Raw genomic sequence first — 24,103 nt, forward strand, 5'->3', positions numbered from 1 at the left:
ATGTCAAACCTCAAGTTCAACGCCGAACCGGCGGTAAAGTGTCGGGGGGAAGAGGAACATGTGTGTCGCCCTGACCCTTCCCAGGTTTTCCTGTCGCGGGGTTCATTGGTTGTTTGCCGGAGTTTTGCCAACGCCAGTATCCATTCTCATATCCGGGCACAGGTGATGAACCTGGGGGCATTACTCGAATGTGCTCCCCTTTAGCAGGATCGGTCCCGGGTGGAAAATATATTTCCCCTCCGTTTTTCCCCGGCCGACTGACCCACCCTGATGGAATTACAGGCCCCTGAGGAGGATTAGATATCTGCTCTAGGGTTTGTGGCGTCTTTGCCCCACCCTTCGCACCATCATTCCCTACAACCCCAACCTTAACCCCGGTTGTACCACCCTTCCCCCCAGCCGTCGACGCGAACAAACCACGGTCCGGATTCAATCCATCCGACGCAAGCTCCGCCAGGAAGGCAGCCCCATCGCCGTTTTCGGTGCGCGTCTTCTCGACGATGCCGATGTTGATGGCCCGCTCGTTACTTCTAGTAAGTTCCCAAAGTGCTGCCGAGCGATCGAGCCCGGCGCTTCTGCCGTCATGCAGCAATTTCTCATTGGCCGGAATCTCATCCGCCAGTTGCCTGGTCACTTGCAAACAAGCCGTCGGGTTCTGCTGGCAGTACTGGCCGAACTCTCTGTTCCGAGTCGCATCGAGGTTGTTGTAGTAGTCCCTGACAGCTTGACAATCCGTTGGTGAGGCGCAGGTGTTGAGCTTCTGTTCTCTTTCGAGCAGCTCTGCATGGAACAGGTAGTTAAAGGTAGTCGCGTTCTCGGCAATCTTCGAACCGGTACCCACATCGCCTCCGACCGCAGCCGCGGCCAATAAACCGGTCAGCTGCGACAGCATCACCTGCAGCTCTTGGTTTCCATTCGCAATTTTGGTCATGCCGGGAATCAGCGCTTCATTCAAACCAGCGGCGACCGCCCCCGTTTTGAAGTCACTCCCCATGGCTTCAGCCAGCAGGCCCCCCATGATCGCGTGTGCAACGATTTTCTGAAATCCGCCATCTGGGAACTTGATGTTATCGCCCACCCAGTTAAACCCCGTGGCCATCGCCACACTGCCCGCCTCGCCCATCAGCGCGGCACTCAGGTTGTCCCCAAAACTGCCTCCCCCAATGGCAGTCGAGATGCCGCTGGAGAGCACCGCTCGGCCCCCAGTCCGTATTGCAACGTCAGTGAAGTTATTGCTGGTCAGCAGGTTCGCCGACTTCGAACCTTGCGAGGCGGCCGCGAACCAATTTTCGTCCGCGTAATTGAGTACGCCCGCAGTAACCCCCGCAATGGCTGCCCCTTTCAGGCTATCCGCACTAAACGTTTCCTTAAATGCAGCCCCAAGATTGCCCTTGTTGTTAATGGTGCTGGTCACCGCCGTAGTTGCCAGACTGGTGGCGAAAGCCCCACCAGCGCCTGCGCTCACCACGCCCAGACCTGCCGGGCCCATGACCACGGACATCATGATCGCTATGATCAACTGCGAAGCAGGCCCCAACCCAGAGTTGCTGTACTTGAACGACTCGTGAATCTCCTTCACTTGCCGCCAATCCACGTCACCCCGTGCTTCGGCTTCTTTCAGCCAGGCCAGTTTCGGATCGGCCTTGACCATCGCATCGATGGATTGGCTGACCGTTTCCTTATTGACCTGCGTAACATCGATATGAAGCCCATCGACCGCCTTGATCATGATGCTGCCGGCGGCCACCATCTGGGTCTGGCGCAGGGTTTCGTCGGTGTTGCCCTTTCCTTTCGATGAGGTCCAGAACGCATCGCCATTGCTTTTGGTATGCGTCTCCTGGACCAGATCCTTCACACCCTCAAAGGTAATCGCCCCCCCACTCTGCACAGTCAGGTCACCCCCACTGTTCAACTTCGCAGCCTGATACCGCTGGTCATCACCACTGACCAACGTCAGATCACCGCCCGCAGTGATTTCACTCCCCACGTTCGTGACCTTGGTCACCTCGTCATGCTTGGTCTTCTTTTTCCCCCAACTGCCTTTTTTCTTCTTGTCGTACAGCGAATAGTCACTGTCCTGCGCCGCCAATACGTCGAGGTTTTCGCCCGCCACCAGATAAGCCTCGTCCCCGGCGCTGATGCGGCTGGAGATGATGGCCATGTCTTTTCCGGCCCCCATCGTCACGTCACCGCCGGCGGTGATGGCGCTGCCGATCTGTTTGACGTGATCTTCCTGGGTGGTGACTTTTTTCGTTTTGGAATAAGAGTGGGTTTCGTCGGCCGCGGAGGAGATGGTCATATTCTCCCCGGCAGTCAGTGCGACGTTGCGCTCGGCCCCGAGTTGGCTGGCGATGACGTTGAGATCCCGGCCAGCGTTCACGATCAGGTCACGACCTGCTTGGGCGCTGGAGCCGAACTGCGTCACCGCGCTTTTGCGGACACCATTGTTGCTGGCACTTTCCTGTTGGGCTGAGACGATGATCGCGTCCCGGCCGGCATCGATCGTGGTGTCACGCCCACTGACCATGACGCTGCCGACGCTCTTGATATCGCGTCCGGCGCCCATGTCCAGATCATTGGCAGCCTCGATACGGGCGGCGCTGTCCATGAAGTCCTGTCGCCGGCTGTAGTTTGCGGTGGTCACGGTACGCTCGTTGACGACGTCCCCCATCACCGCCTTGATGTTGACGTCACGCCCGGCGAGGATCCCGCCAGCCTGGTTGGCGATGTTGTTGACCGCCAACAGGTCCAGACGATTACCGGCCTGGATCAAGCCACTGTTGACCAGGTCGCTGCCTGCGGTCGCCGACAGGTTGTTGGCGGCGCGCAGGGTGCCGACGTTATCGAGGTTTTGGCCGGCGATCAGCGTCACGTCATTACCGGCGATCAGCGCACCGGTAGGCCTGAGGCGGCCTTCGGCCTGGGCCAGGTACAGCACCGGCACCAGAACTTTTTCACCATTCACTTCGTGCTCTTCGAGCCAGACGATGTCGTGAGTCAGCGCGGCGACTTGTTCCGAAGTCAGCGTCACGCCCACCGACAGGCCGAGCTCCTGCTTGCTGGCGATGGCGTTGTTCATCAGGTATTTGAACAAGCCTTCGTCGCTGGTCTGGCCGTCGATGAAACGCTGGCCGGTGCGGGCAACGACCGCCTGTTGGATCAAGCGCTGTTCGTAGAGGCCATCGCCCAGGCGTTTGGCGCTTTGGTCCGGGTCGTAGCCGAGGTTTTGCAGCAGGTAGTCCGAGCTCATGAACGACTTGAGGTCGGTGAGCACGGGGTTGGTTTCGATCAGGTACTTCTGCGGATTGGACTTGAAGGAAGTCTCCGGTACACCTTGAACGCGCACGACCGCCTGGCTGGCGGCTGGCGTATCCACCGCATTGCCCACCTGTGGGACGACCTGTGCCGTAGGGAGCAGGTTGGTACCCGTGACATTCACGGCGGCCACTTGAGTCCCGGCGCCGACGCCGCCGTTGCGACTTGGCATTGGTAGCGAGTGGCTGCCTTCAACGGGCGCGCTGACGTTGAGCGTACTGGCGCTCACGTTGCTGTCGTTGGCTTGACGAGCGATCAGGGCCAGTTGCCGATCACTGGTGCCCACCGCCGCGATAGCACCTACCTGGACATCACGGGCTTGAGCATCAGGCAGGTCTTGCTGGCGCTGGCGGGTGCTAATCGAGGCGCTGCCCATGCTCCAGTTTTGCGAGCCGGTGCTGGCCTGGGTGGCCTGTTGAGCCGAACCTCCTTGGCCGCTCAAGCGGAACAGACCGTTTTGCCCGGAGGGCAAGGCGAAGCCAGGAAGGCTCAGCGGGTTCACCTGCTGCTGGGCGCGATCAGGTGGCAGCTGATTGTTGATCCTTACGACGGTGGTGCCGGTTCCGCTTGCCTGGGTGTTCGCCACTTTATTGGTACCGCCACTGGCGGCGTAGTCCTCATGGATGACACTGTTCTGCAGGTCTTTGGTTGCGGTGATCGAGACGTTACCGCCGGCCTGGATGACGGCGTTACGGCTGCCGACTGTACTTGCAGCGCCGGAACTGTCTTTGACGATTTCAATGTCACTTAGAAGGTTGTACTGATCCAGGTTTGGCATCTGAAGCAGGTTGTTCGGGTCGTACTGGGATTGCGTGGTGTTCTCGAAACCGTAGCTCAGCCCGGGCAGTACGAGGTTGTAGTCTCCACGTGTTTTGACAGTGGCCCCTGTATCGACATCTGTAAGAGCCACCACGGAAAACGATTCACCGTCTCGCCCCCCTTCCCTGTAGCGAGTCGATTTGGGGATAGCTTTGTGAATATTCCCGTCCAGATCAAGGTAATAGACATATGGGAAATCAGGGTTATTGCGCTGGTTGTAAGGGGTCAGGACGTTGGCGAAGAACCGCCCGGTACCGCCGTCACTCATACCTGCGACTTGGTACATGCGCGTGCGCTCGATGGTTCCGTTCTGCGCACCGATGTTCTGTACGTTGTCGGCCACGATGTTGATATTGCCGCCAGCGCTCACCGTACTTTTACTGTTGAGAAAGCTGCTGCCTTGGAACACGAAATCCTTGCCGGCCGTTAGCAGCGCCGAGGCACTGGTGTCGTTGTCAACACTTTCAAAGACCTCACGGGCCGCCAGCGTGAAGGTGTAATAGTCCCCTTTGCAGTCATTACATATATTGGCGATAAACCCCGAAATCAGCTTGCGCCCACCAGACGCCACCGCGCCCTCGGTACGGTTCTGGAACCCATCGGCGTTGATCGTGAATGTGCCGCCGCTCTCCATCGAGCCGGAGACATTGTTCACGCTGGCGGCTCGTGCGGCGCCGCCATAACCACCCATCAAAACATTCCCCAACCCGTAAAGATCGCCGCTCTGGTTGGTGAAGTTGCTCACGCCCAGCGTCATGTCCGCACCGCTGAATACCAACCCGCGGTCATTGAGCAGCGAAGGGGTTTTCAATACGAGGTTCCGGGCCGAACCCAGGGTTCCAGAATTGATGAGGTTCCCGGCCTGGACGGTCAGGTTTGTACTGGAGGTCAGACGCCCGGCATTGATCAGTTGCCCACTGATGTTTACCGTGGTGTCGCCACCGCCAGCGATGCTGGAAGCCGCGCCCAAATTCAGTTGCGCTGCGGTCAGGTCGATACCCCCGAGGCTCGACATCCGCCCGCTGCCTCCGTAGCTCCCCCCCAACGCCAGACTGATCGAACCATCACTGGCAATCAGCCCATCGTTACTCCAATTCCCCCCGTTCCCCACCAGGCTGGTAGAAGCCAGCAACTGCCCGGTCCCGGTCTGAGTCAGGTTGTTCACGTTGACGGTCAGGCGTCCGGCCTGGATCACGCTGCTGTTGGTCCAGCTGTCGGCGGTCAGCGTCAAGCCGCCGCGGGTGACGAGGCTACCGCCGGCATTGGTGAGGTTGGCGGTGGAGATATCAAAGTTGCCGCTGCCCACGTGTAACAGGCTGCCGCCCTGGTTCTGGAAGTTGGCGGCGTTGAGGATCAAGCCATTGTTGGCGGTTTCCAGCGTGCCATTGCGGTTATCGAACAGGCCGCCAATCTGGAAGTTGGTCGTGCCGCTCCCACCCAAGGCACGCAACTGCCCGGTCTGGTTATCCAGGCTCGCGGCCTTGATCGCCAGGGTGCTGTCACTCTCGATAATCCCCAGGCGGTTGTTCAACGCGCCGGTGAGGTCCAGGTCGATCTGGCTGCCGGCGATCTGGCCGTCGTTGTCGCCGCTGTTGTCGAAATCGTTGGCGCTGACGTTGATCTTGCCTTTGGCATAGAGGCCGCCGTTGCGGTTGTCGAAATTGCCGGTGGTGACGGTGGCGTCGCCGGTCTGTGCGGAGATGCGCCCGCCGTAGTTGTCGAGGCCGCCGCGTGCGATCAGGTTCAGGCGCTGAGCCTGGGTGATGCCGCCCTGGCGGTTGTTGTTCAGGTCGTAGCCGTTTTTCAGCACGCCGGTCAGTTGGGTGGTGAGCAGGCCTTGCAGGCTGGCGAGGACGCCGCCACGGTTATCAAAATGGCGACCCGCTACGGTCACATCGCCGGCCTTGGCTTGGATTCGACCGCTCTGGTTATCGATGTCCGCATCGACCGTGAGTTTCAACCCTCCTTGGCTTTGCACCACACCCTTGCCGTTGGTAAGGCTGGCCGCGTCGATTTCCACGCCGCCGTTCTGGCTGTAGATCAAGCCATCGGCATCGTTCTGGACGACGCCGGAGGTATTCAAGACCAACGAATCATTGGCCGCGACGGTGCCGCGATTGCGGTTGTCCAGGCCGCCGGTGAGCAGGGTCAGCAGGCCCTGGCTGGCGATCTGGCCGCCCTGGTTGTTGATCTGCGTGGCGCGCGCGACCCGCAGCGGGCCGGCGCTGGCGAGCTTGCCATTGGTGTTGGTCAGGGCGCCGAGCAAATCCAGGGTCACGGCGGCATTACCGATCAGGTTGCCGCCGCTGTTGTCCAGGCTGGTGCCGGTGAAGCTCAGGACTTGCTGTGCATTGACGGTGCCGCCGGCATTGCCCAGGGTCATGGCCTTCATGACCAGAATGGCGCCGCTGTCGATCAAGCCGCCTTGGGCGTTGTTCAGCGAACCGCCAGTGACGGTCAGGGTCTGGTCGCCACCGCTGGACAGAATCCCGCCCCGGTTATCCAGGTTGGCGGCGCTGACAGTGAGTTTTTTCTGGCCGACCAGGGCACCGGCAGCGCTGTTGAGCAGAATTCCGCTGAGGGTGACGCCCACGTCTCCATTGCGGCTGGAGAGCGTGCCGTTGTTGCGGTTGTCCAGGCTGCTGCCACTGACCTGCAAGTCTTGCCATCCAGAGATCAAGCCGTTCTGGTTGACCAAGCTACCGCCCTTTAGGCTCAGGCTTTGGCTGCTGATCAGTTTGCCGCCGCTGTTATCGAGTGTCTGGCCGCTGAGCGTGAAGCTCTGGCTACTGGAAATTTCGCCGCCTTGGTTGTTCAGGTTGCGCAGGCCGTTGAAGGTCAGCGGACCTTTAGCGGTGATCAGGCCATTGCGGTTGTTCAGGTCATGGCCGCCCAGGTTCAGCGCCATGGCTTGTTCGCCCAACAGACGTCCGCCGTTTTGAGTGAGCGTCGCGAGGGTCAGGTTCATATCGCCCTTGGCCGACACTTCGCCGCCGTCGCTGGAGTCCAGCGCGTTGGCAGTCAGCGTGAGGTCACCCTGGGCATTGATCAGGCCGTTGGCGCTGTTGTTGAGCGCCATGGCGTTGAGCAGCAAGGCACCGCTGGCCAACACGCTGCCGCCCTGGTTGTTCAAATCGCCGCTGTTGAGCGTGAGCAATTGCGCGGCGCTGATGAGACCTTGGGCCTGGTTATCCAGTTGCTGATCGATCGCCAGGACGAGGTTGCCGCGGCTGGTGAGGACACCCCCGTTGTTGTTCAGGCTTTGGGCGTGGGCATCGACGGTTGCCGCGCCGATCATGCCTTTGACGTTGCTCAGCGCCTGGGCGACGTGCAGGGTCAGGCCCTGGTTGCTGAGCAGCCGGCCGCCATCGTTGGTGAGGTTTTGTGCCGTCAGGGTGAAGGCTTGGGCGCTGGAGATTTCACCGCCCTGGTTGTTCACACCGAGGAGGTTTTTCAGCAGCAACGTACCGGGAGCGTTGATCAGGCCGTTCTGGTTGTTGAGCTGGCCGTTGTTCAAGTCCAGGCTCAGCGAGGTGTTGCTGAACAACTGCCCGCCCTGCTGATCCAGGCCGGAAACCGAGGCAGTCAACGCGCCCTGGCTGCCGATGCGGCCGCCGTCCTGGTTGGTGACCTGGGCCGCCTTGAGGTTCAGCGTGCTGCCACTGTTGAGGCGTCCGTTCTGGCTGTTGTCGAACGCGCCGGTGGTGACGTTGACCGCGCCCTTGCCGCTGATGCTGCCTTGCTGACGGTTGTCCAGGGCCGTGCCGCTGAGCGACAACGCGCCGTCGGTCACCAGTTCGCCGCCCTGGTTGTCGAGGCGGCCCAGGCTTTTAACGGTGAGGTTGGCGGCGCTGGACAGGCTGCCGTCGGTGTTGGTCAGGTTGGCGGCGCTGACGTCCAGGGCGCCTTCGCTGCTGATTTGACCCTGGCTGTTGATCAGGTCGCCACTGAGGTCGATGCGCTGGTTCTGCTGGCTGACCAGATAGCCGCCGCTGTTGTCCAGGGAACCGCCGTCGAGGCTCAATTGGGTCTTGGCACTGAGCAGGCCTTTGGTCCGGTTGAGCAGCTTGTCCACGGTGAGCTTCAGGCTTTGCCCGGCGAATATTTGGCCGCTGTCGCTGTTGTCGAGGTTTTTGCTCACCAGTGTGACGCCGGTGTTACCGCTCAGCTCGCCGCCACGGTTGTCGAGGTCGTCAACGTTGATATCCAGCGCTTTTGTCGCGCCGATCAAACCGGCCTGGCGGTTGTCGAGGCGGGAGGCCTTCACTGTCAGGTCCGTGGTACTGACCAGCGTGCCTTGACGGTTATCCAGCGCGGTGACGGTAGCGTTGAGCCCGGCTTTGCCGGCGATGCTGGCGGCACGGTTGTCCAGGCGATCAGCGTTCAATGCCAGCGCGCCGTCGGCGATCAGCGAACCGCGCTGGTTGTCGAGCAGGGTATCTACGTTCAAATCGAGCTGATCGAGACTGCTGACCAGGCCATCGCTGTTATCCAGGCTGGCGCTGTGGCTGTCCACGGACGCGGCCGAGATGATCCCGTTGGCGTTGTTCAGGGCTTGGGCTGTCCTCAGGACCAGGCCTTGATTGCTGAGCAGCTTGCCGCCGCTGTTATCGAGGTTCCGCGCCGCCAGGGTGAACGCTAGCCGACTGGAAATTTCACCGCCCTGGTTGTTGACGTCCTTGAGGTTGCTCAGCAGCAACAGGCCCGGGGCGTTGATCAGGCCGCCCTGGTTGTTCAACTGGCCCTGGTTCATGTCCAGGCTGACGCTGGTGTTGCTGAACAACTCCCCTTGCTGTTGATCCAGCCCGGTGACCGATGCGCTCAAGGCCTGGCTGCTGGCGATACGGCCGGCGGCGTTGTTCACCTGAGCGGCGGTGAGCTTGAGGGTGTTGCCCGAGGTCAGGCGGCCACCTTGACTGTTATTGAAAGCGCCAGTGCGGACCTCAGTGGCGGCGCTGCTCGAGATCAGGCCTTTCTGGCTATTGTCCAGGCTGGCGCTTTTGAGGCTCAGGCCAGCGTCGGTGCTGATGGAGCCGCCCTGGTTGACCAGCCCGCCCTGGCTGACGATGGACAACGCACCGGCGCTGCCCAGACTGCCAGCGGCGTTGTCGAGGCTGCCGGCGTTGACGGTCAGTTCACCTTCACTGCTGATCAAGCCTTTGTTATTCAACAATGCGTTGTCGAGTGTGATCACCAAAGCATTCAGGCTGCTGAGTGCGCCACCGCTGTTGTCCAGCGTACTGCCTGTGAGCGTGAGGCGGCCTTGGGCGTGGATCAGGCCCTTGTTCTGGTTGATCAGTTGCGCGACTTTCAATTCAAGCGCGCTGCCGGCAATCAGTTTGCCGCCGTCGCTGTTCTGCAGCCGTTGACCGCCGACCTTGACGTCCAGCCCTGCGGACAGTTCGCCCGCCCGGTTATCGACCTGCCCAACCTGCAAATCCAGCGCTTTTGTGGTGCCGACCAAGCCACCGTTGCGGTTATCCAGAACGCTGCCGGTCAGGCTCAGGTTGCCTTGCGAGACCAGCGCGCCGCCCTGCTGTTGCAGGGTATCGATCCGCGCGGCGAGGTCGGTTTGGCTGGAGATGCGGCCAAGGGCGTTTTGCACCTCATTGGCCTTCAAGCTAAGCGGGCCGACGCTGCTCAGCAGGCCACCGCTGTTGTCCAGCCGCGTGACTTCGACACCGACGCCGGCCTTGCCGGTGACGATCCCGTTGTTGCGGTTGTCCAGTTGCGCGACCGTCAGTTGCAGCGCTTTGTCGGCGCGGATGTTGCCGCCACGGTTGTCGAGCGAATCGCTGCGCACGGTCAGCAGGTCGACCCCGGTGAGGCGACCGCCGCGGTTGTCGAGGCTACCGGTTTGCAAGTCAAGTGCGCCCTTGGCGATCACTTCGCCCTGGCTCTGGTTGTCCAGCAGGCCGCTGATGCGTGCGCTCAGGCTGCCGTCGCTGATCACCTGGCCAGCGTTGCCGTTGTTCAGGCTCGCGGCCTGGATGTCCACGACCTTGCCCGAACCGAGCACGCCCTCGCGGTTGTCCAGCGCACCGCCCAAGCTGATATTCAAGGCGTTATCGCCCAGCACCTGACCGTTGCGGTTATTCAGGGTCATCGCGTTGAGCCGGGTCAGACCGGCACTGGACACTTCGCCCTCCAAGTTGGTCAGCGTTGCGTCGACGTTCACGCTCAGGTCGGCGTCGCTGCTCAAGGTGCCGCTGCTGTTGTCCAGGCTGGCTGCGCGCACGGCAAGGCCATTGGCCGAGACCCATCCTTGGGCGTTGTTCAACGCCTGGGCAATGGTCAGGTTGAGGCCCTGTTTGCTGACGACCTTGCCGGCGCTGTTGTCCAGGCTGTTTGCATTCAGGCTGAAGGCCTTGTCGCTGGAGATCTCGCCGTCACGGTTGTTCACGGCGGCGAGGTTGTTCAACAGCAGCGCGCCGGGGGTGCTGATGAGCCCGCCCTGGTTGTTCAATTGCCCATGGTTGAGGTCGAGGGAAAGGCTGGTGTTGCTGACCAATTGGCCGTTCTGTTGCTCCAGCCCGGTGACGCTGGCATTCAGGGCTTTGGCACTGGCGATGCGGCCGGAGGTGTTGTTCACCTGACCGGCCTTCAGTGCCAGCGTGTCGCCGCTGATCACGCTACCGCCGAGGTTGCTCAGGGTCGCGGCGCTGTCGATGTTCAACGCACCGACGCTGGTCAACTGGCCCGCATCGTTAGTGATACCGGCGGCTTTGACGCTGGCGCTGGTGTCGCTTTTGAGGCTGCCTTGGGCATTGAGCAGTTGCCCGCGCAGGTCCAGGTTCATCCCTTGCCGGGCGTACAGCGAACCCTGGCGGTTGTCCAGTTGCCCAGCATTGACGGCCAGGGCGCCTCGGGTGGAGATCAATCCTTGGCTCTGGTTGGTCAGGCGCTCCAGGGTCAAGCGCAAGTCGCCGTAGGCAATCAGTTTGCCGCTGTTGCCGTTGCTCAACTCGGTGCCGGTCAGCGCCAGGGCACCCTGGCTCGACAGCTCACCGCCGCGGTTATCCAACGCGCCTACGGTGAGGCTGGCAGCCTGGCTTGTGGTGACGACGCCGCTCTGACGGTTGTCCAGGCTCGCCGCGTTGAGGGTCAGCAGTCCGGCCGAGGACAGCAACCCCGTCTGATTCAGCAACTGCGCCGAAATGCTGGCGGTGAGCGCACCGTCACTGAGCAAGCGGCCTGCGGTGTTATCCATCGACGCAGCGCTGAGCTGCACGCTCTTGCTTGAAGTGATCCGGCCGCTGCGGTTGTTCACCTGGCTGCTGGCGTTGATAACCAACCCCTGCCCCGCCGCGACCAGACCCGCTACGTTGTCCAGCGAAGCAACGCGCAACGTAACGCCGTTCAAGCCGGTGAATTCGCCACTGGTGTTATTCAACTGCCCGACATTGGCCGTCAGGTTGCCATTGCTGCTGACTGTGCCCTGGGTATTGAGCAGTGTGTTGGCGGTGATGTTCAGCGTATTGCTGCTGAGCACCCGTCCTTTACTTTGATTGTCCAGAGTCGCGGCGTTGACTGTAGTGGTCTGCCCGCCGCTCAGGGTTCCGCCCTGGTTACTCAGCGTCTGCGCCACGTTGGCTGTGAGGTTACGACTGGCAACAACGCTCTGACCATTGTTATTCAGGCTCTGCGCCGTCAGGCTCACATCCCCCGCCGCGTTACGGGTGTTGTCCGCATTGACCCCGGCCTCGATGATGCCGTTGTTGGTCAATTGCCCGCCCGCATTCAGCGTAACGCTGTCCCGCGCCGCAAGACTCTGCTGGTTGCTCAGGTTGCCCTGGGCCTGGGCGTTCAACGTGGTGCCGGCGTAGACCGGACCTTGGGCATCGAGGCTCGCGGCTTTGACGTTGATCGTGCCGGTGGCCGAGGTCTGCGCCAGGCTCAGGTGGCCGTTGGCATCGAGCTGAATATCCCCACCGCTGGCAATCAGCTTGCCGTCCAGCTTCACCCCAACCCCGGCCTCGGTGCCCACCAGCTTGATGGCGCCTGCATACATCCCACCCAACGCCGAAGAGTCGATGGCCAATTGCGGCTTGGCGCTGCCGTCGTCGGCGCGGGCCGTGGCGCTCAAGGTGTCGGCGTTGACGTCGTTGCGCCCGGCGACGATGGTCAGGTTCTTGGCCTGAATTTCAGCGTTGATCCTGGCGCTGCGAGTGATGATTTCGAAACTGTCGACGTTGTTGGCGTTGAGGCCCGCGCCTTCGATCGCGACACTGCCCTGGTCGACCTGATAGCGGCTCACCTGGCCGTTCTCGATGATTGGCTTGCCGGTGGTCAGGGTGGCCTTCGGGGTATTGATGAAGCCGCAGCCGTTGCAGGTAATGCCGTAGGGGTTGGCCACGATCACGCGGGCCGATTGCCCGGCCACTTCGGTGTAGCCGCGCAACTGGCTGGGGTTGCCGCCGTTGACTTCGTTGAGGATGGTGGTGGCGGCCGTGCCGTTGAGGTTCGGGTTGCCGATAATGATCCCGCCCAGTTGCGTGGACTGGGTGCGGGCGGTGGCGTTGTTGAGGATCACGCCGTTGCTGCCGACGTTATAGTCGCTGAACTGGTTGTGGGACAGCCCGCTGCCGTTGGGTTTGGCGATGTTGACGATGGGTACGCCGTTGCCTGCCTGGCTGAGGCCGGTGCCCGGTGCACTGACGACAATGCCGTCGGCCTGGGCCCACAGCGGTTGCCAGAACATGACGTTGACCAACAGGAACGCCAGGCCGCGCTTGGGCATGCCGAGAAACCGCTCTCGGTTTTTCAGGACAGCAGAAGGTTGGCGGGCCAGGAAGGCGTATTGGCGGTCGTCCATGTTCAGGTCTCGTTGCAGCAAAATTTAGAGAAATGCATCAATGCGGAAGTAGATCGGCGCTTCGCGCTCGGTCAGGGCATCCGGGCGTTCCAGGGAATGGGCGAAGGTGACACTGGCGCTCAGGTGCTCGCCGCGGGCGAACAACTCCACCGAGTTGCTCGACATGCGCCCGTGCTGCCCGCCGTTGTAGCGGTCGCCGCGAATCACGCCCTGGTCATAGCCGAGGCTGGTGCCGTATTCGGCGAACACCGGGCGCAGCCACTCCACCGCCACCGGGCGGCTCCAGCGCAGGTCGTTGCGCCAGTAGCCGCCGCTGTCGCCGGACAGTGATTGGTCCTTGTAGCCACGAATCGATGATTGCCCGCCCAGGCTCATGCGCTGGGGGCTGAACAGCACGTCCTCGCTGCGCTGACCGGTCATCAGGCTGCTGAAGCTGAAGGACTCGTCCCACAGCTTGAAAGGCTGCAGGTAGCTGGCGGTGGCGGTGTATTTGCGATAGCGCGCATCCGGCACGCCAGGGCCCGGGTCGTGATCGCCCTGGGCGTCCAGGGCACCGATGCCCTCCTGCATGCCCAGGTCGAGGTTGACGAAAGCACTGCCGACTCGCCGTCCGTGGTTGATCCCGAACTGCGCCTCGCTGATGCGATTGCTGCTCTCGCGAAGCTTGCTGTCTTCGATGAAGTTGTTGGTGCGCAGGTACGAAAGACCGGTGTTGAGGGAAGTCTTGCTCAGCGCATCGCGATGGATCACCCGCTCGACCCGCACCTGATGGTTCTGGCTGTCGCCCGTCTGCTTGAAATTGAAACCGTTGGCCGGGATTTGCGAGCGGTATTCGCTCTGGCTGTAGGTGTAGCTGACGTTCCACCAGCCCCAAGGCAGGTTGTAATAAAGCATGGCGTTGTTGGAGGTGTGCTGGTGATCGGTCATCCCATCGTGACCGCCGCGCAGCATCAACTGGTCGGCCAGGCCCAGCGGGCTGTCCCACTCGAAGCTGCTGCCCCACTGCTGTTCACCGGTGCTGCGCTGGCCGTCGTTGCTGCGCGACAGCCCGGCGCGCCAAGGCTTTTTCGGTTCATTGGTGACCCGCACTTCACTGCCACCGACTTCCTGGCCGGGGGTCAGCTCCATTTTGGCCTGGTTCGACGGCAGGCGATTGAGCTGATCCACCATCTGCTCGATCTCCCGCAGGTTGACCAGGTCACCGGCCTTGCCGGGAAAAGCCATCGCCAATTCACGGTCCGACAGCTTGCTGTTCTCGGCCCCCTTCAGGCCTTCGAGTCGCCCTTCCACCACCAGCACGCTCAGATGCCCACCGGACAGGTCTTGCTGCGGCAGATAGGCACGGCTGGTGACCAGCCCCTTTTCGATGTAGTGGTCGGTGATGACTTTGAGCAGTTCGTTAAGCTGCGGCACACCCAGGCATTGGCCGATGTAGGGCTTGAGCAGATGCTCGCGCTCGCTGGCGGAAAGACTGTTGGCGCCTTTGAGCTCGATGGTCTTGATGGGGAAGCAACGGGTATCGACAGGTGCGCTCGGCTGGGCCGGCTTCGCCTCCTGGCCGGGCAGGTCCTTGAGTTCCTCCAGGCGACGACGCTGCTCTTCGAGCAAACGGTTCTGGCGCTCGCGGATCAGGTCAGTCTCGCCTGGAGTAGGGGCGGCGTGAGCCAGGGTCAGCGGAGAAAGGCACAGCAAAGCTACGCACAACCTCGCCCAAAAGGCGGGTGAGGACATGTTCGATCCCTCGAATGGAAATGACATCAAAATAGTGGCGCGATATTAATGAGCCATCATTTTGACGTCAACTAAATGAATTGGGCTTTAAGGCTATTGCTGGAACCATTCATCTGAAATCGGATGGCTCCGGTACGGAGGTACGAAAGGTCCCGAGGCAGACCTGGAAACCTCCTACAAAACGGACAAGCAGCGTTCGCCGGGGGTGATTTTTGTATCGGCGGGGCTTCATAAAAAACCGGACTCAAGGTCCGGTTCTTTTATGAAAGAGCTAGGCATTCGCCTCGGAAAGCACGGATACCCTGCAGGGCAGAGGGTTGACGACTACTTGCTTGCCTCCTCAACGGCTGCCGTGTTCCGAGGACCGAAAGAATATTTCAGCGCCCTTGCCTTCATGGTGCGCGGATCAGGTAAGCCTACGGTCTCTGGGCCCGCAAAGCCGGTAACACCGTTGTTGAACGTGGGATTGATCGCGTCGAACAGGAAGCTGAAACCTTGTTTCAGCGAGCTCTGGGCGATGCCGTGACACCCCATGCAACCGCCCATGGTCAGGCTTTGGGTGCTGTGGTCATAAACCGGCACCTTGATGTTCGGCTGGTTGCGCGCATTGGTCAGGGTGTTGTTATTCGGGATCGGGAACACGTTGCTCCCACGAAACAGCTGAATCCCCGGCTGGCTGCTTTCGACCATGATATTGGCCAGGTAGTAATCCGGATCGGTTTGAGTACTCGACGGGATGGCCTGCACGCCTTTGAGCCGATAGTGCTTCCAGACCGAATTATCGAACTCACTGCTGCTATCCATGAGTTGCTTGACCTGGTTGTTCACCGCCGCAACTTCGGAATAAATGGTCAGCGGTTGAACGACACGAATCGGGCCTGCCTGCCCCTCGGGGATTCCATTACTGTTGGAGTAGACGGGAGGATTGAGGTTCGAATTGGCGACTGGCCCCGCCTTCGGTAAAGAAACCGTATGGGTTTTGCTGCCGTCAGAGAAAGTGGCCGTTGGGGGATTTGTATCGGAACCGGGGTAGGCAATCTCGTTGTAATTGGCGATGTAGTAGAGTCCGCTCGGCGACTTGCCATCGGACAACGTCAGGGCATCCTCATGCTCGAACGTGGCGAATATGAAGGTCGGGTAGTTGGGCGTCTTGTGGATGATATGCAGGGCAACCAGCGCGTAGTCTTCATTGTGCGCCACCGGCGCATCGTCTTTGCCCTGGTAGGTCACCACCGTCGCTGTATGATAGCGCCCGCGATTCTGTACCGGAATGTCTGCCAGCTTGCGCCATGCCGCCTTGACCTCCACCGCGCCGTCGGGCAGCACTACATTAGTATCCGGGAAACTGGTCAGGCCTTTCGCATATTCGTAAACGACGGGGTTCGCCTTGGCCTCGAACAGGATCTGGCTGTCGTTTGAAGGTGCATAGTCGTTTCCTGTCTTCGCCGCATTCGGCGGGTTGACCGGGAAAAATATCGCGTTCTGACCTATCTGGGTCGCCTCGTCCAGATTGTTGTAATGAGCATAGGTGGCGCCAGCCGCCAAGGGCGCCCCAGTGGGGAAATTGATGTAGCTGTATTGCGGGTCGGAACCAAACGGACGTATAGGACCGCCAGCGGAGTTTTTTTGTTTTCCCGCCGGAAACAGCTCGGTACGGTGAGCGAAGGTTTGCCACAACAAGGGATTGGGAGATTGTGAGGCCTTGCCCGAATCGGCAAAGCTGCCGGTGGGATTGCCGACGCCACGGTTAGCCGGCAACGGGGTCTTGGCCGTATTGTTCAGTGCGAAAAAACTCCGCCAGGCGAACGTCGCATAGTCGGTATGGCTAAGACCCGTTGCCAGGTCCGCAGGCAGTTGTGGGTTGTCTGCTGTCAGATCGCTCGTGGTAATGGCATAGGAAACGCCCAGCCCCGGCGCGCCCGTCAAATCCCCGGGGAACGTCTTGGAAAAATAGGGGCTCCAGTTGACTCCGTCGGTTGAAGCAAACGTATTAGTGCCACTGCTGATGAAAATGCGGTTGCCGATCATTGTTGCACGGCTCAGGAGAAGCTCATTGGCGATGCCCGACAGCGTTTGCTCATCGCCCCACTGAGCACTGCGGTCGTAAGCACGCACGGCCAAATGGCCAACGTCATAAGAGTAGTAAAGCAACAGTTCACCGTTATAGACCACCGGCACTATGCTCAGGACCCTGTAAGCGTTTGCCTTGAACCCGAGATTTGGCTGGCTCCACTGAAGACCATCGTCCGAGGTCACGTAGTAAACCGTGTCGTCGTCCTCCTCGCAGTAGAAGACAAACAATTGTCCGTTGTACACCACAGGACTGTTATAGGCCGCATCATTGGAGGCCGTGACAGGGCTAGCGTCGGACCAAGTCATGCCATCTTCGGAACTGATGCTATTTATTTGAGCCTGGTCGGTAAAGGTCAGTATCAGCTTTTGCTTGAACACCGTGACTGAAACATTACCCAAGATATTGGCGACGGGGACGGACTGTGGGGCAGACCAGTTATTTCCCTGCGCCGAAGTGGAAAAATAGATATGAGCGGTATCACTATCGCTGACCCAGAACATATACATCTTGCCTTTGAACGATTGCACCGCGGGGGTAAACAACCCAACCGAAGTGGATGGCACGTTGCTGGTTGCAGACGGTTTTCCATTGAGGGCATCAGGACTGTCGAATACGTCCACTTCGATCCCCACACCTCTTTGCGGAGTGGCGATGACTACACTTTCTGCATAACTTGATGAGACCGCGAATAAACTACACAGGCACAACACCAGCCGACTGGATATCGCTCTAAGGTTCATCGCTTTCATTCCTTTGAGTTAATGAAGATCCAACATCTGACAGGAACACTCCAGCGTTGCAGGTACAGCGCCGCCTGTCACATTTTCCATGGTAGACGACGGTTTAATATCGGCGAGGGAATTACGAAAAAGAAAGCCATCAGGACGGTGGCCAATGAACTTTCCACCCGAGACCGGCCTCAACCCATTACCTGCCCAACAAGGAATACGAGGCCCTGCCATGAAAACCCTCTTGAAACTCACCCTCGCAGCCACCCTGACCTGCGCCCTGCCCGTCTGGGCTTGCACGCCTGACGAAGCCACCCTCAAACGTGAACAGCTGGCCCAGGAAGTGTCCAAGCTCACCGAGCAGAATCCGGCCAAGGCCAAGGAAATCAATGATGAGTTGCAGGCAATGAACCTGGAGACCGCCAGCAAGGATCTGCCGGATAAGTGCCAGTTGATCGATAAGCGTCTGGAGGAGTTGAAGCAGGCGGAGAAGAAGGCTGGGTGATTAACCACAGCCTGCTTTTGTGGCGAGGGTACATTTGTGGGAGCAAGGCTTGCCCGCGATGAAGGCGATGCGGTCTTTCAGAAATCGAGGCGTCTGTGTCGCGAGCAAGCTTTGCTCCCACAAATCCCCCTTGCCACAGGTCCTGGCCGAATTGCAGATTGAGTTTCACCCATAAAAAAACCGGACCCAAGGTCCGGTTTTTTCATGAAGCACTACCGCCGCTTCACTCAGCCGCAGGCGCCTCTGGCTTGCGGCGCTTGAGCGGGGCCATGCCGTCCTTGCTGACCAGCGACGGAGCGTCGGTCTTCGGGCGGTTGGCGGTCTTGCGCTTGGTCGGGGCCTTGGCGCCGGTTTTCTTCTTGTCGCCCTTGGCGTCGACCTTTTTCTTTTTCACACCCACGGCCTTGCCCGAGGCCTTGACCTTTTTCGGTCCGCCGTAGGTGCCTTTGACTTCCTTGATGGTGCGGCGCTCGAAGCTCTGCTTGAGGTAGCGCTCGATGCTCGACATCAGGTTCCAGTCGCCGTGGCAGATCAGCGAAATCGCCAGGCCGTCATTGCCGGCGCGGCCGGTGCGACCGATGCGGTGCACGTATTCGTCGCCGCTACGGGGCATGTCGAAGTTGATGACCATGTCCAGGCCATCCACGTCCAGGCCGCGGGCGGCGACATCGGTGGCGACGAGGATTTTCACGCCGCCCTGCTTGAGGCGGTCGATGGCCAGCTTGCGGTCCTTCTGGTCTTTCTCGCCGTGCAGCACGAACGCCTTGTATTCCTGGGCCACCAGGCGACCGTAGATGCGGTCGGCCATGGCCCGGGTGTTGGTGAACACGATGGCTTTTTCGTAGGTTTCGTTGGCCAGCAACCAGTTGACGATCTGTTCTTTGTGCTGGTTGTGGTCGGCGGTAATGATCTGCTGGCGGGTGGTGGAATTCAGTTGGCTGACCGCGTTGAGCTGCAAGTGCTCAGGGTTGTTCAACACCTTGGCGATCATCTCGCGCAGGCCCGAACCGCCGGTGGTGGCGGAGAACAGCATGGTTTGCTGGCGATTGACGCATTCGTCCACCAGGCGCTGCACGTCTTCGGCAAAGCCCATGTCCAGCATGCGATCGGCCTCGTCCAGCACCAGCACTTCGACTTCCTTGAGGTCGAGATTGCCGGCGTTCAACTGCTCGATCATCCGCCCCGGCGTGCCGATCAGGATGTCCGGCACCTTGCGCAACATGGCGGCCTGGACCTTGAAGTCTTCGCCGCCGGTGATCAGGCCGGACTTGATGAAGGTGAATTGCGAGAAGCGCTCCACTTCCTTCAAGGTCTGCTGGGCCAGTTCGCGGGTCGGCAGCAGGATCAGGGTCTTGATGCTGACGCGGACCTTGGCCGGACCGATCAGGCGGTTGAGGATCGGCAGCACGAACGCGGCGGTCTTGCCACTGCCGGTCTGCGCCGTCACCCGCAGGTCACGCCCCTGGAGCGCGAGCGGAATAGCCGCTGCCTGCACCGGCGTTGGCTCGACAAATTTAAGCTCGGCCACGGCTTTGAGCAGGCGTTCGTGCAGGGCGAATTGGGAAAACACGGGTGCTACCTCGAAGAAATACAAAAAAACAGCTGCATAGGGTAACGGTTTCGAGCGCTAAGGCCGAGTTTCTTTATACAAACGGCGGTAAATCGGTGCATTTTTATAAGCCGATTTGTCATCGACGGTCACTTGACCGGGCTTAAATGCTCTAATCGTCCCGTCGTGTCTTTATAGAAGAACCGTTTCGTCCATGGACATCAAACAACTCTGGGTCAACATCCAAGACCTCTGGGGTGCCCTTGACCAGCACCCGCTCCTGCATTCCAGCCTCGCCCTGATGTTGCTGCTGGTCATCGCCCTGGTGCTGGGACGGGTGGCGCGCTACCTGATCCTGCACGCGGCCAAACTGCTCGGGCGCCAACCGGCCCTGCACTGGGTCAACGACCTGCGCCAGAACAAGGTCTTCCATCGCCTGGCGCAGATGACGCCATCACTGATCATCCAGTTCGGCCTGCACCTGGTGCCGGAACTGAGCAAGACCAGCATGATTTTCCTGGGCAACGTCGCCCTGGCGTTCACCATCCTGTTCATGGTGCTGAGCCTCAATGCCCTGCTCAGCGCCCTGCTGGACGTGTACGCCCGCACCGAACATGCGCGTACCCGCTCGATCAAGGGCTACGTGCAACTGACGAAGATGGTGCTGTATGTGTTTGGCGCGATCATCATCGTCGCCACGCTGATCGACCGTTCGCCGCTGTTGCTGCTGTCTGGCCTGGGTGCGATGTCGGCGGTGATCCTGTTGGTCTACAAGGACACCCTGCTGTCATTCGTCGCCAGCGTGCAGCTGACCAGCAATGACATGCTGCGGGTCGGCGACTGGATCGAGATGCCCCAGGTCGGCGCCGACGGTGATGTGGTGGATATCACGCTGCACACGGTGAAGGTGCAGAACCACCCGTGAGTTATGAAAAACTGACTCTGACCCGTAGATAATCTCAAAAATGGACAACCCCATTTCATCCTGATTTCCTCCTCCCCGTACCAAGCTCTCATCCCTCCACCCAGACTGTCAGCAACGGCTTCGGTGTGGCTAACGCCTACTCAGCACTTCCTTCGGCATTTAGGAGGTAACCCGAATAGGTGAATCGGTTAGCCAAAGAGACGGTAGCGAAGCAGCTCCAGCGTCTTGATGGCATCAGTCAATCACCTAGTGGTAATTTGGATTGGGCAGGAGCAATAGTGCTGGAGAGGAAAATCAATAAAAAACGAAGGCAGTTCCACCTTGCTACTCCTGTTTGTGGCTGCGATTTTCAGCTGTTAAACCGATTGCTTGTGTTTGCGCCGCCATCGCTCGAACCAGCCGTTCTAGCTGTTAGCAGCCTGTGAAGCTCGGTGATTTTTCAGATGCTGCATCTCGCGCTCCCACTCAGTCAGAAATTTATCCCAGTCTATGGCGTAGGGCCCAACAGGAATTCTGGTTGATCCGATGCTCGCTTGCAGAAAGCGCTTTCGCCAGGACAGCGGGATATCGCGCTCCAAGATGATGTCGACTCCGGAGTTATGACGCATCACCACGTGGCAGTTACGAACCTCAATGACTTCGAGTGGCTTATCGCTACAGTGGGTATCGTTTCGCTCTTGGACGTCGAGGCTATCAAGGATGGTGAGGAGTTCGGAGGCATTCGGATCACCAGGATGGAAGCTGGCAAACGCCCACAGAACCCTTCGCCTAGTCCTCTCTCGTTCGCGCACCCGAAGGTTGGTTAATCCGCTTTTGCAAGTGGCTTCAAGCACTAAGCTGACGAACTACGTCCTGAGAGTCATAATGAGCGCGTTTTTCTTTGATCAACCCATCTTCCACCAAAAGTTTAAACATCAGCGAGAATCGTAGAGTATTCCCAGTGGGCGGTAGATCGTGAAAAGGCTTGGTATGTACACCTTCGAATATCACATAGCATGCCACTTGGTTACCCTTGGTGAACATCTCGTGGATACGCATGGTGAAATTCGGGCATGAATCCATATTAGCTTTTTCCTGAGCAACGAACTCATTCGCGGATAAAGCTTGGTCTAGCTGTGGATAAAAACGAAATTCCGGATGGCAAAGGCCAGCCACCTCATCATACTTATTCTCTTCTATCAGACGATAGAACCTCTCAACAACGGCTGCATTAGCTGCTTCGCACATATAAACTCCGTATAAAAAACTAACTAACCTGAAAAGTTTTACGCCACTCGCTAGGGCTGACGTTGTACTTTAACTTGAAATGCTGGCGATAGGTAATGGCGGACTGAAATCCGACCTTTTCGGCAATCTGTTCTATGGTCAAATTGCTAGACTCCAAAAGTAATTGGCTTCTGCGCAATCGCTCAGCGATAATCCAATTCCCGACGCTTACACCTGTAACCTTCATAAAGTGTCTTGTTAAGCTGCGACGGCTCATACACACGTATTCTGCTAGAGAATCTATATTTAGCTCCGCATCAATATTCTTCATCAAGTGGTCGATAAGGTTGTTCACGCGCTCATCCGTGGTACTACTGGGAATAGGCTGTTCAATATATTGAGCCTGGCCGCCATCCCGGTGCGGTGGCACAATCATTCGTCGTGCAATCTGATTCGCGACCGCGCTCCCGAGCCTCTTACGAATCACGTATAAACAGCAATCCAATGCCGCTGCCGTACCAGCTGAAGTGATAATACTTTCATCGTCAACGTATAGAGAGTTCACATCGAGTTTCACTAATGGAAACGACGCTTGAAAGTTTTTCTCATACTCCCAGTGCGTTGAAGCCCGCAAACCGTCCAAAATACCGGCATAAGCAAGAACATAAGACCCTAAACATAGACCTACAATTTCGGCATCACGCTTTTTAGCGTTGACCAACGCCTCCAAAAGCCCTTCTGTTGGCCTAACACTTGGATGACTCCAAAAAGGGACAATAACTATGTCAGCCGTGCGCAGCACCCCGTAGTCAGCCGTGACGGTGACTGAAAAACCCTCAGGAGAAGTAACAGTACCAACTTTTTCAGAACACAGAACCAGATCGAAATATTTTTCGTCTGTTACGGCGTCACTGAACACGATCATAGGTACCGACAAATGAAATGGGCTAAAGTCTTGGGTGACCACAATCGCAACGGATAGCCTTTTCATCTTTTCTACCTTTAGTTCGTTAAGTAGAGTCCTAAAAATTCAGACTCTCCCCGTCAGCAGGCACGCTGACGAAAGCATCGATTTGGTTCGCATGAACATACTCCCTAAGTTCATCTCGACTTAGAAGGCAGTGGTTGATTGCTTCAAGATGAACCGCAACAATCTGGGCGTCGGGTAGCGCAAAATGGGTTTTGAGAACGTCCTCCTTACCCATGATGATTGGGCCAAAACCAAGGGCATGCGCATAGCCTGCATTCAGAATTACAACCCCAGGCTCGTATTTTTCGTAATCACCTTCCACCGAATCACGCCAGATGGTGTCCCCGACCAAGTAAAGTGTTTTTTCGCTGGGATGCTGGAAAACAACGCCCGCAGCGTCACCGAGAATTTCCGCCATCATCGGGTTTTCGTAAGCTCGATCACTTCCGTGCTGCCCTTGAGTCTTAATCAAAGAAACACCAGAAAACGAGCTGTTATCTGAAAGCACCGATACATTCGTGAAACCTTGCGCTTGAAGGATCTCGGCATCATGCTCATTTTGAGCGAAGAAAGGGAGCGACTTTGGCACACGGTTGATCGCGACTTCGTCCCAGTGGTCGGGATGCAGGTGTGTGACGATGACCGCATCAACGTCGACGATGGTGTCGATAGATAACGGGAGCGCCACCATCGGGTTTCGAATCTCTGATCGAGCAGTACCTGGGAAGCCTTCGAAAGATTCTTTATCAGAAAGCATAGGGTCAACCAGGAATTTTTTTCCGCCGAAGGTGACAAGGGTTGTCGCATTCCGCACATGTTGGATTTTCATAATCATTCCTCGCTAGGCTGCCACTCGACGCTTCAGGTGGCTAGTGAGGTTATCTTAGGAGTGGCGACTTCCTACTGCTGTGGCCAAATGGGCATTCCCCGATGACATTGGGCCAACTTTTAGCGGTGTATATACCCAGCATGCGAAGCTTTTGTCAGACCACATTGACAGCTCGCGCGTGAAGCAGCGTCTACTTTTATGCCCTTCCGCCCCCCTCCCCCCCTTGCTGTTGCTGTTGCAGTTGTAGTTGCAGTTGCCAGTGCCTGTGCCTGTGCCTGTGCCTGTGCCTGTGCCTGTGCCTGTGCCTGTGCCTGTGCCTGTGCCTATCAAGACGGCATCACGACGCCACGTAGTTTGCAAAAGTGGATGATGACTGCGATGAAAACGCTGACAACTCAAGGGAGTAGAAACACGTTTCGTTGACTGGAGTGAGAGAGCCTACGCTTGGAATAGCGGATCAATAAGCATCAAGGAACAGATCGACCCTTTGGAAGGATTTCTAAGCAGCAACTGCTCTGGCCCAAGCGATCAGAAAAGACAAGGGGTGAAATGAGAGCGGTCAGTGGACTGATCTTGAGAACAGATTAAGAGATCGTGTTTTTGTGATTGTCGGCCTGCGTTGCTACGTGAAGAATCC

The 24,103-nt window shown here is 58.6% G+C and carries 8 protein-coding genes and 1 pseudogene; 2 read left to right on the forward strand and 7 right to left on the reverse strand.

The genetic code is table 11. The annotated features are described in order from the left end of the window. Window positions 1-16 precede the first annotated feature (16 nt). From BLU85_RS22590 to BLU85_RS22600, 3 genes are all read right to left on the reverse strand, one after another. Window positions 17-12,949: a two-partner secretion domain-containing protein gene (locus BLU85_RS22590; RefSeq protein ID WP_092205084.1), complete on the reverse strand. Its 12,933-nt coding sequence runs from the start codon at window positions 12,947-12,949 to the stop codon at window positions 17-19. A gap of 24 nt (window positions 12,950-12,973) precedes the next feature. Next, window positions 12,974-14,680, reverse strand: coding sequence for a ShlB/FhaC/HecB family hemolysin secretion/activation protein (locus tag BLU85_RS22595; RefSeq protein ID WP_092205085.1), 1,707 nt, complete (start codon window positions 14,678-14,680; stop codon window positions 12,974-12,976). Window positions 14,681-15,004: 324 nt separating this feature from the next. Beyond that, a complete protein-coding gene (locus BLU85_RS22600) occupies window positions 15,005-17,494 on the reverse strand; it encodes a PQQ-binding-like beta-propeller repeat protein (RefSeq protein ID WP_092205086.1) in 2,490 nt (829 codons plus the stop codon). Window positions 17,495-17,714: 220 nt separating this feature from the next. On the opposite strand from BLU85_RS22600, the gene BLU85_RS22605 reads away from it, so the two are divergent. Beyond that, window positions 17,715-17,987: a hypothetical protein gene (locus BLU85_RS22605; protein WP_092205087.1), complete on the forward strand. Its 273-nt coding sequence runs from the start codon at window positions 17,715-17,717 to the stop codon at window positions 17,985-17,987. 223 nt (window positions 17,988-18,210) lie between these two features. On the opposite strand, the gene BLU85_RS22610 is transcribed toward BLU85_RS22605, so the two are convergent. Continuing rightward, the gene (locus BLU85_RS22610) at window positions 18,211-19,557 is read right to left on the reverse strand and encodes a DEAD/DEAH box helicase (RefSeq protein ID WP_060738709.1); all 1,347 of its coding nucleotides are present in this window, start codon (window positions 19,555-19,557) and stop codon (window positions 18,211-18,213) included. A gap of 193 nt (window positions 19,558-19,750) precedes the next feature. On the opposite strand from BLU85_RS22610, the pseudogene BLU85_RS22615 reads away from it, so the two are divergent. Then, a pseudogene (locus BLU85_RS22615) lies at window positions 19,751-20,452 on the forward strand (mechanosensitive ion channel domain-containing protein); the annotation flags it as partial. 834 nt (window positions 20,453-21,286) lie between these two features. On the opposite strand, the gene BLU85_RS22625 reads toward BLU85_RS22615, so the two are convergent. From BLU85_RS22625 to BLU85_RS22635, 3 genes are read right to left on the reverse strand one after another with little or no spacing between them, the layout of a single operon-like run. Further along, entirely contained in the window at window positions 21,287-21,688 is a 402-nt protein-coding gene (locus BLU85_RS22625; protein ID WP_092205089.1) for an ester cyclase, read from the reverse strand. Window positions 21,689-21,707: 19 nt separating this feature from the next. Next, a complete protein-coding gene (locus BLU85_RS22630) occupies window positions 21,708-22,658 on the reverse strand; it encodes a GlxA family transcriptional regulator (protein ID WP_092205090.1) in 951 nt (316 codons plus the stop codon). Window positions 22,659-22,689: 31 nt separating this feature from the next. After that, complete coding sequence (locus tag BLU85_RS22635) at window positions 22,690-23,466, reverse strand: MBL fold metallo-hydrolase (RefSeq protein ID WP_092205091.1); 777 nt, start codon at window positions 23,464-23,466, stop codon at window positions 22,690-22,692. Window positions 23,467-24,103: the final 637 nt, after the last annotated feature.

The sequence above is a fragment of the Pseudomonas sp. NFACC14 genome (genome assembly GCF_900106885.1).
GTDB lineage: Bacteria > Pseudomonadota > Gammaproteobacteria > Pseudomonadales > Pseudomonadaceae > Aquipseudomonas > Aquipseudomonas fluorescens_AA.

Excerpts from the sequence above, each read along its gene's own strand:
- BLU85_RS22590 (WP_092205084.1), bottom strand. The coding sequence starts at position 12,949 with ATGGACGACCGCCAATACGCCTTCCTGGCCCGCCAACCTTCTGCTGTC.
- BLU85_RS22595 (WP_092205085.1), bottom strand. The coding sequence starts at position 14,680 with ATGTCCTCACCCGCCTTTTGGGCGAGGTTGTGCGTAGCTTTGCTGTGC.
- BLU85_RS22600 (WP_092205086.1), bottom strand. The coding sequence starts at position 17,494 with ATGAACCTTAGAGCGATATCCAGTCGGCTGGTGTTGTGCCTGTGTAGT.
- BLU85_RS22605 (WP_092205087.1), top strand. The coding sequence starts at position 17,715 with ATGAAAACCCTCTTGAAACTCACCCTCGCAGCCACCCTGACCTGCGCC.
- BLU85_RS22625 (WP_092205089.1), bottom strand. The coding sequence starts at position 21,688 with ATGTGCGAAGCAGCTAATGCAGCCGTTGTTGAGAGGTTCTATCGTCTG.
- BLU85_RS22630 (WP_092205090.1), bottom strand. The coding sequence starts at position 22,658 with ATGAAAAGGCTATCCGTTGCGATTGTGGTCACCCAAGACTTTAGCCCA.
- BLU85_RS22635 (WP_092205091.1), bottom strand. The coding sequence starts at position 23,466 with ATGAAAATCCAACATGTGCGGAATGCGACAACCCTTGTCACCTTCGGC.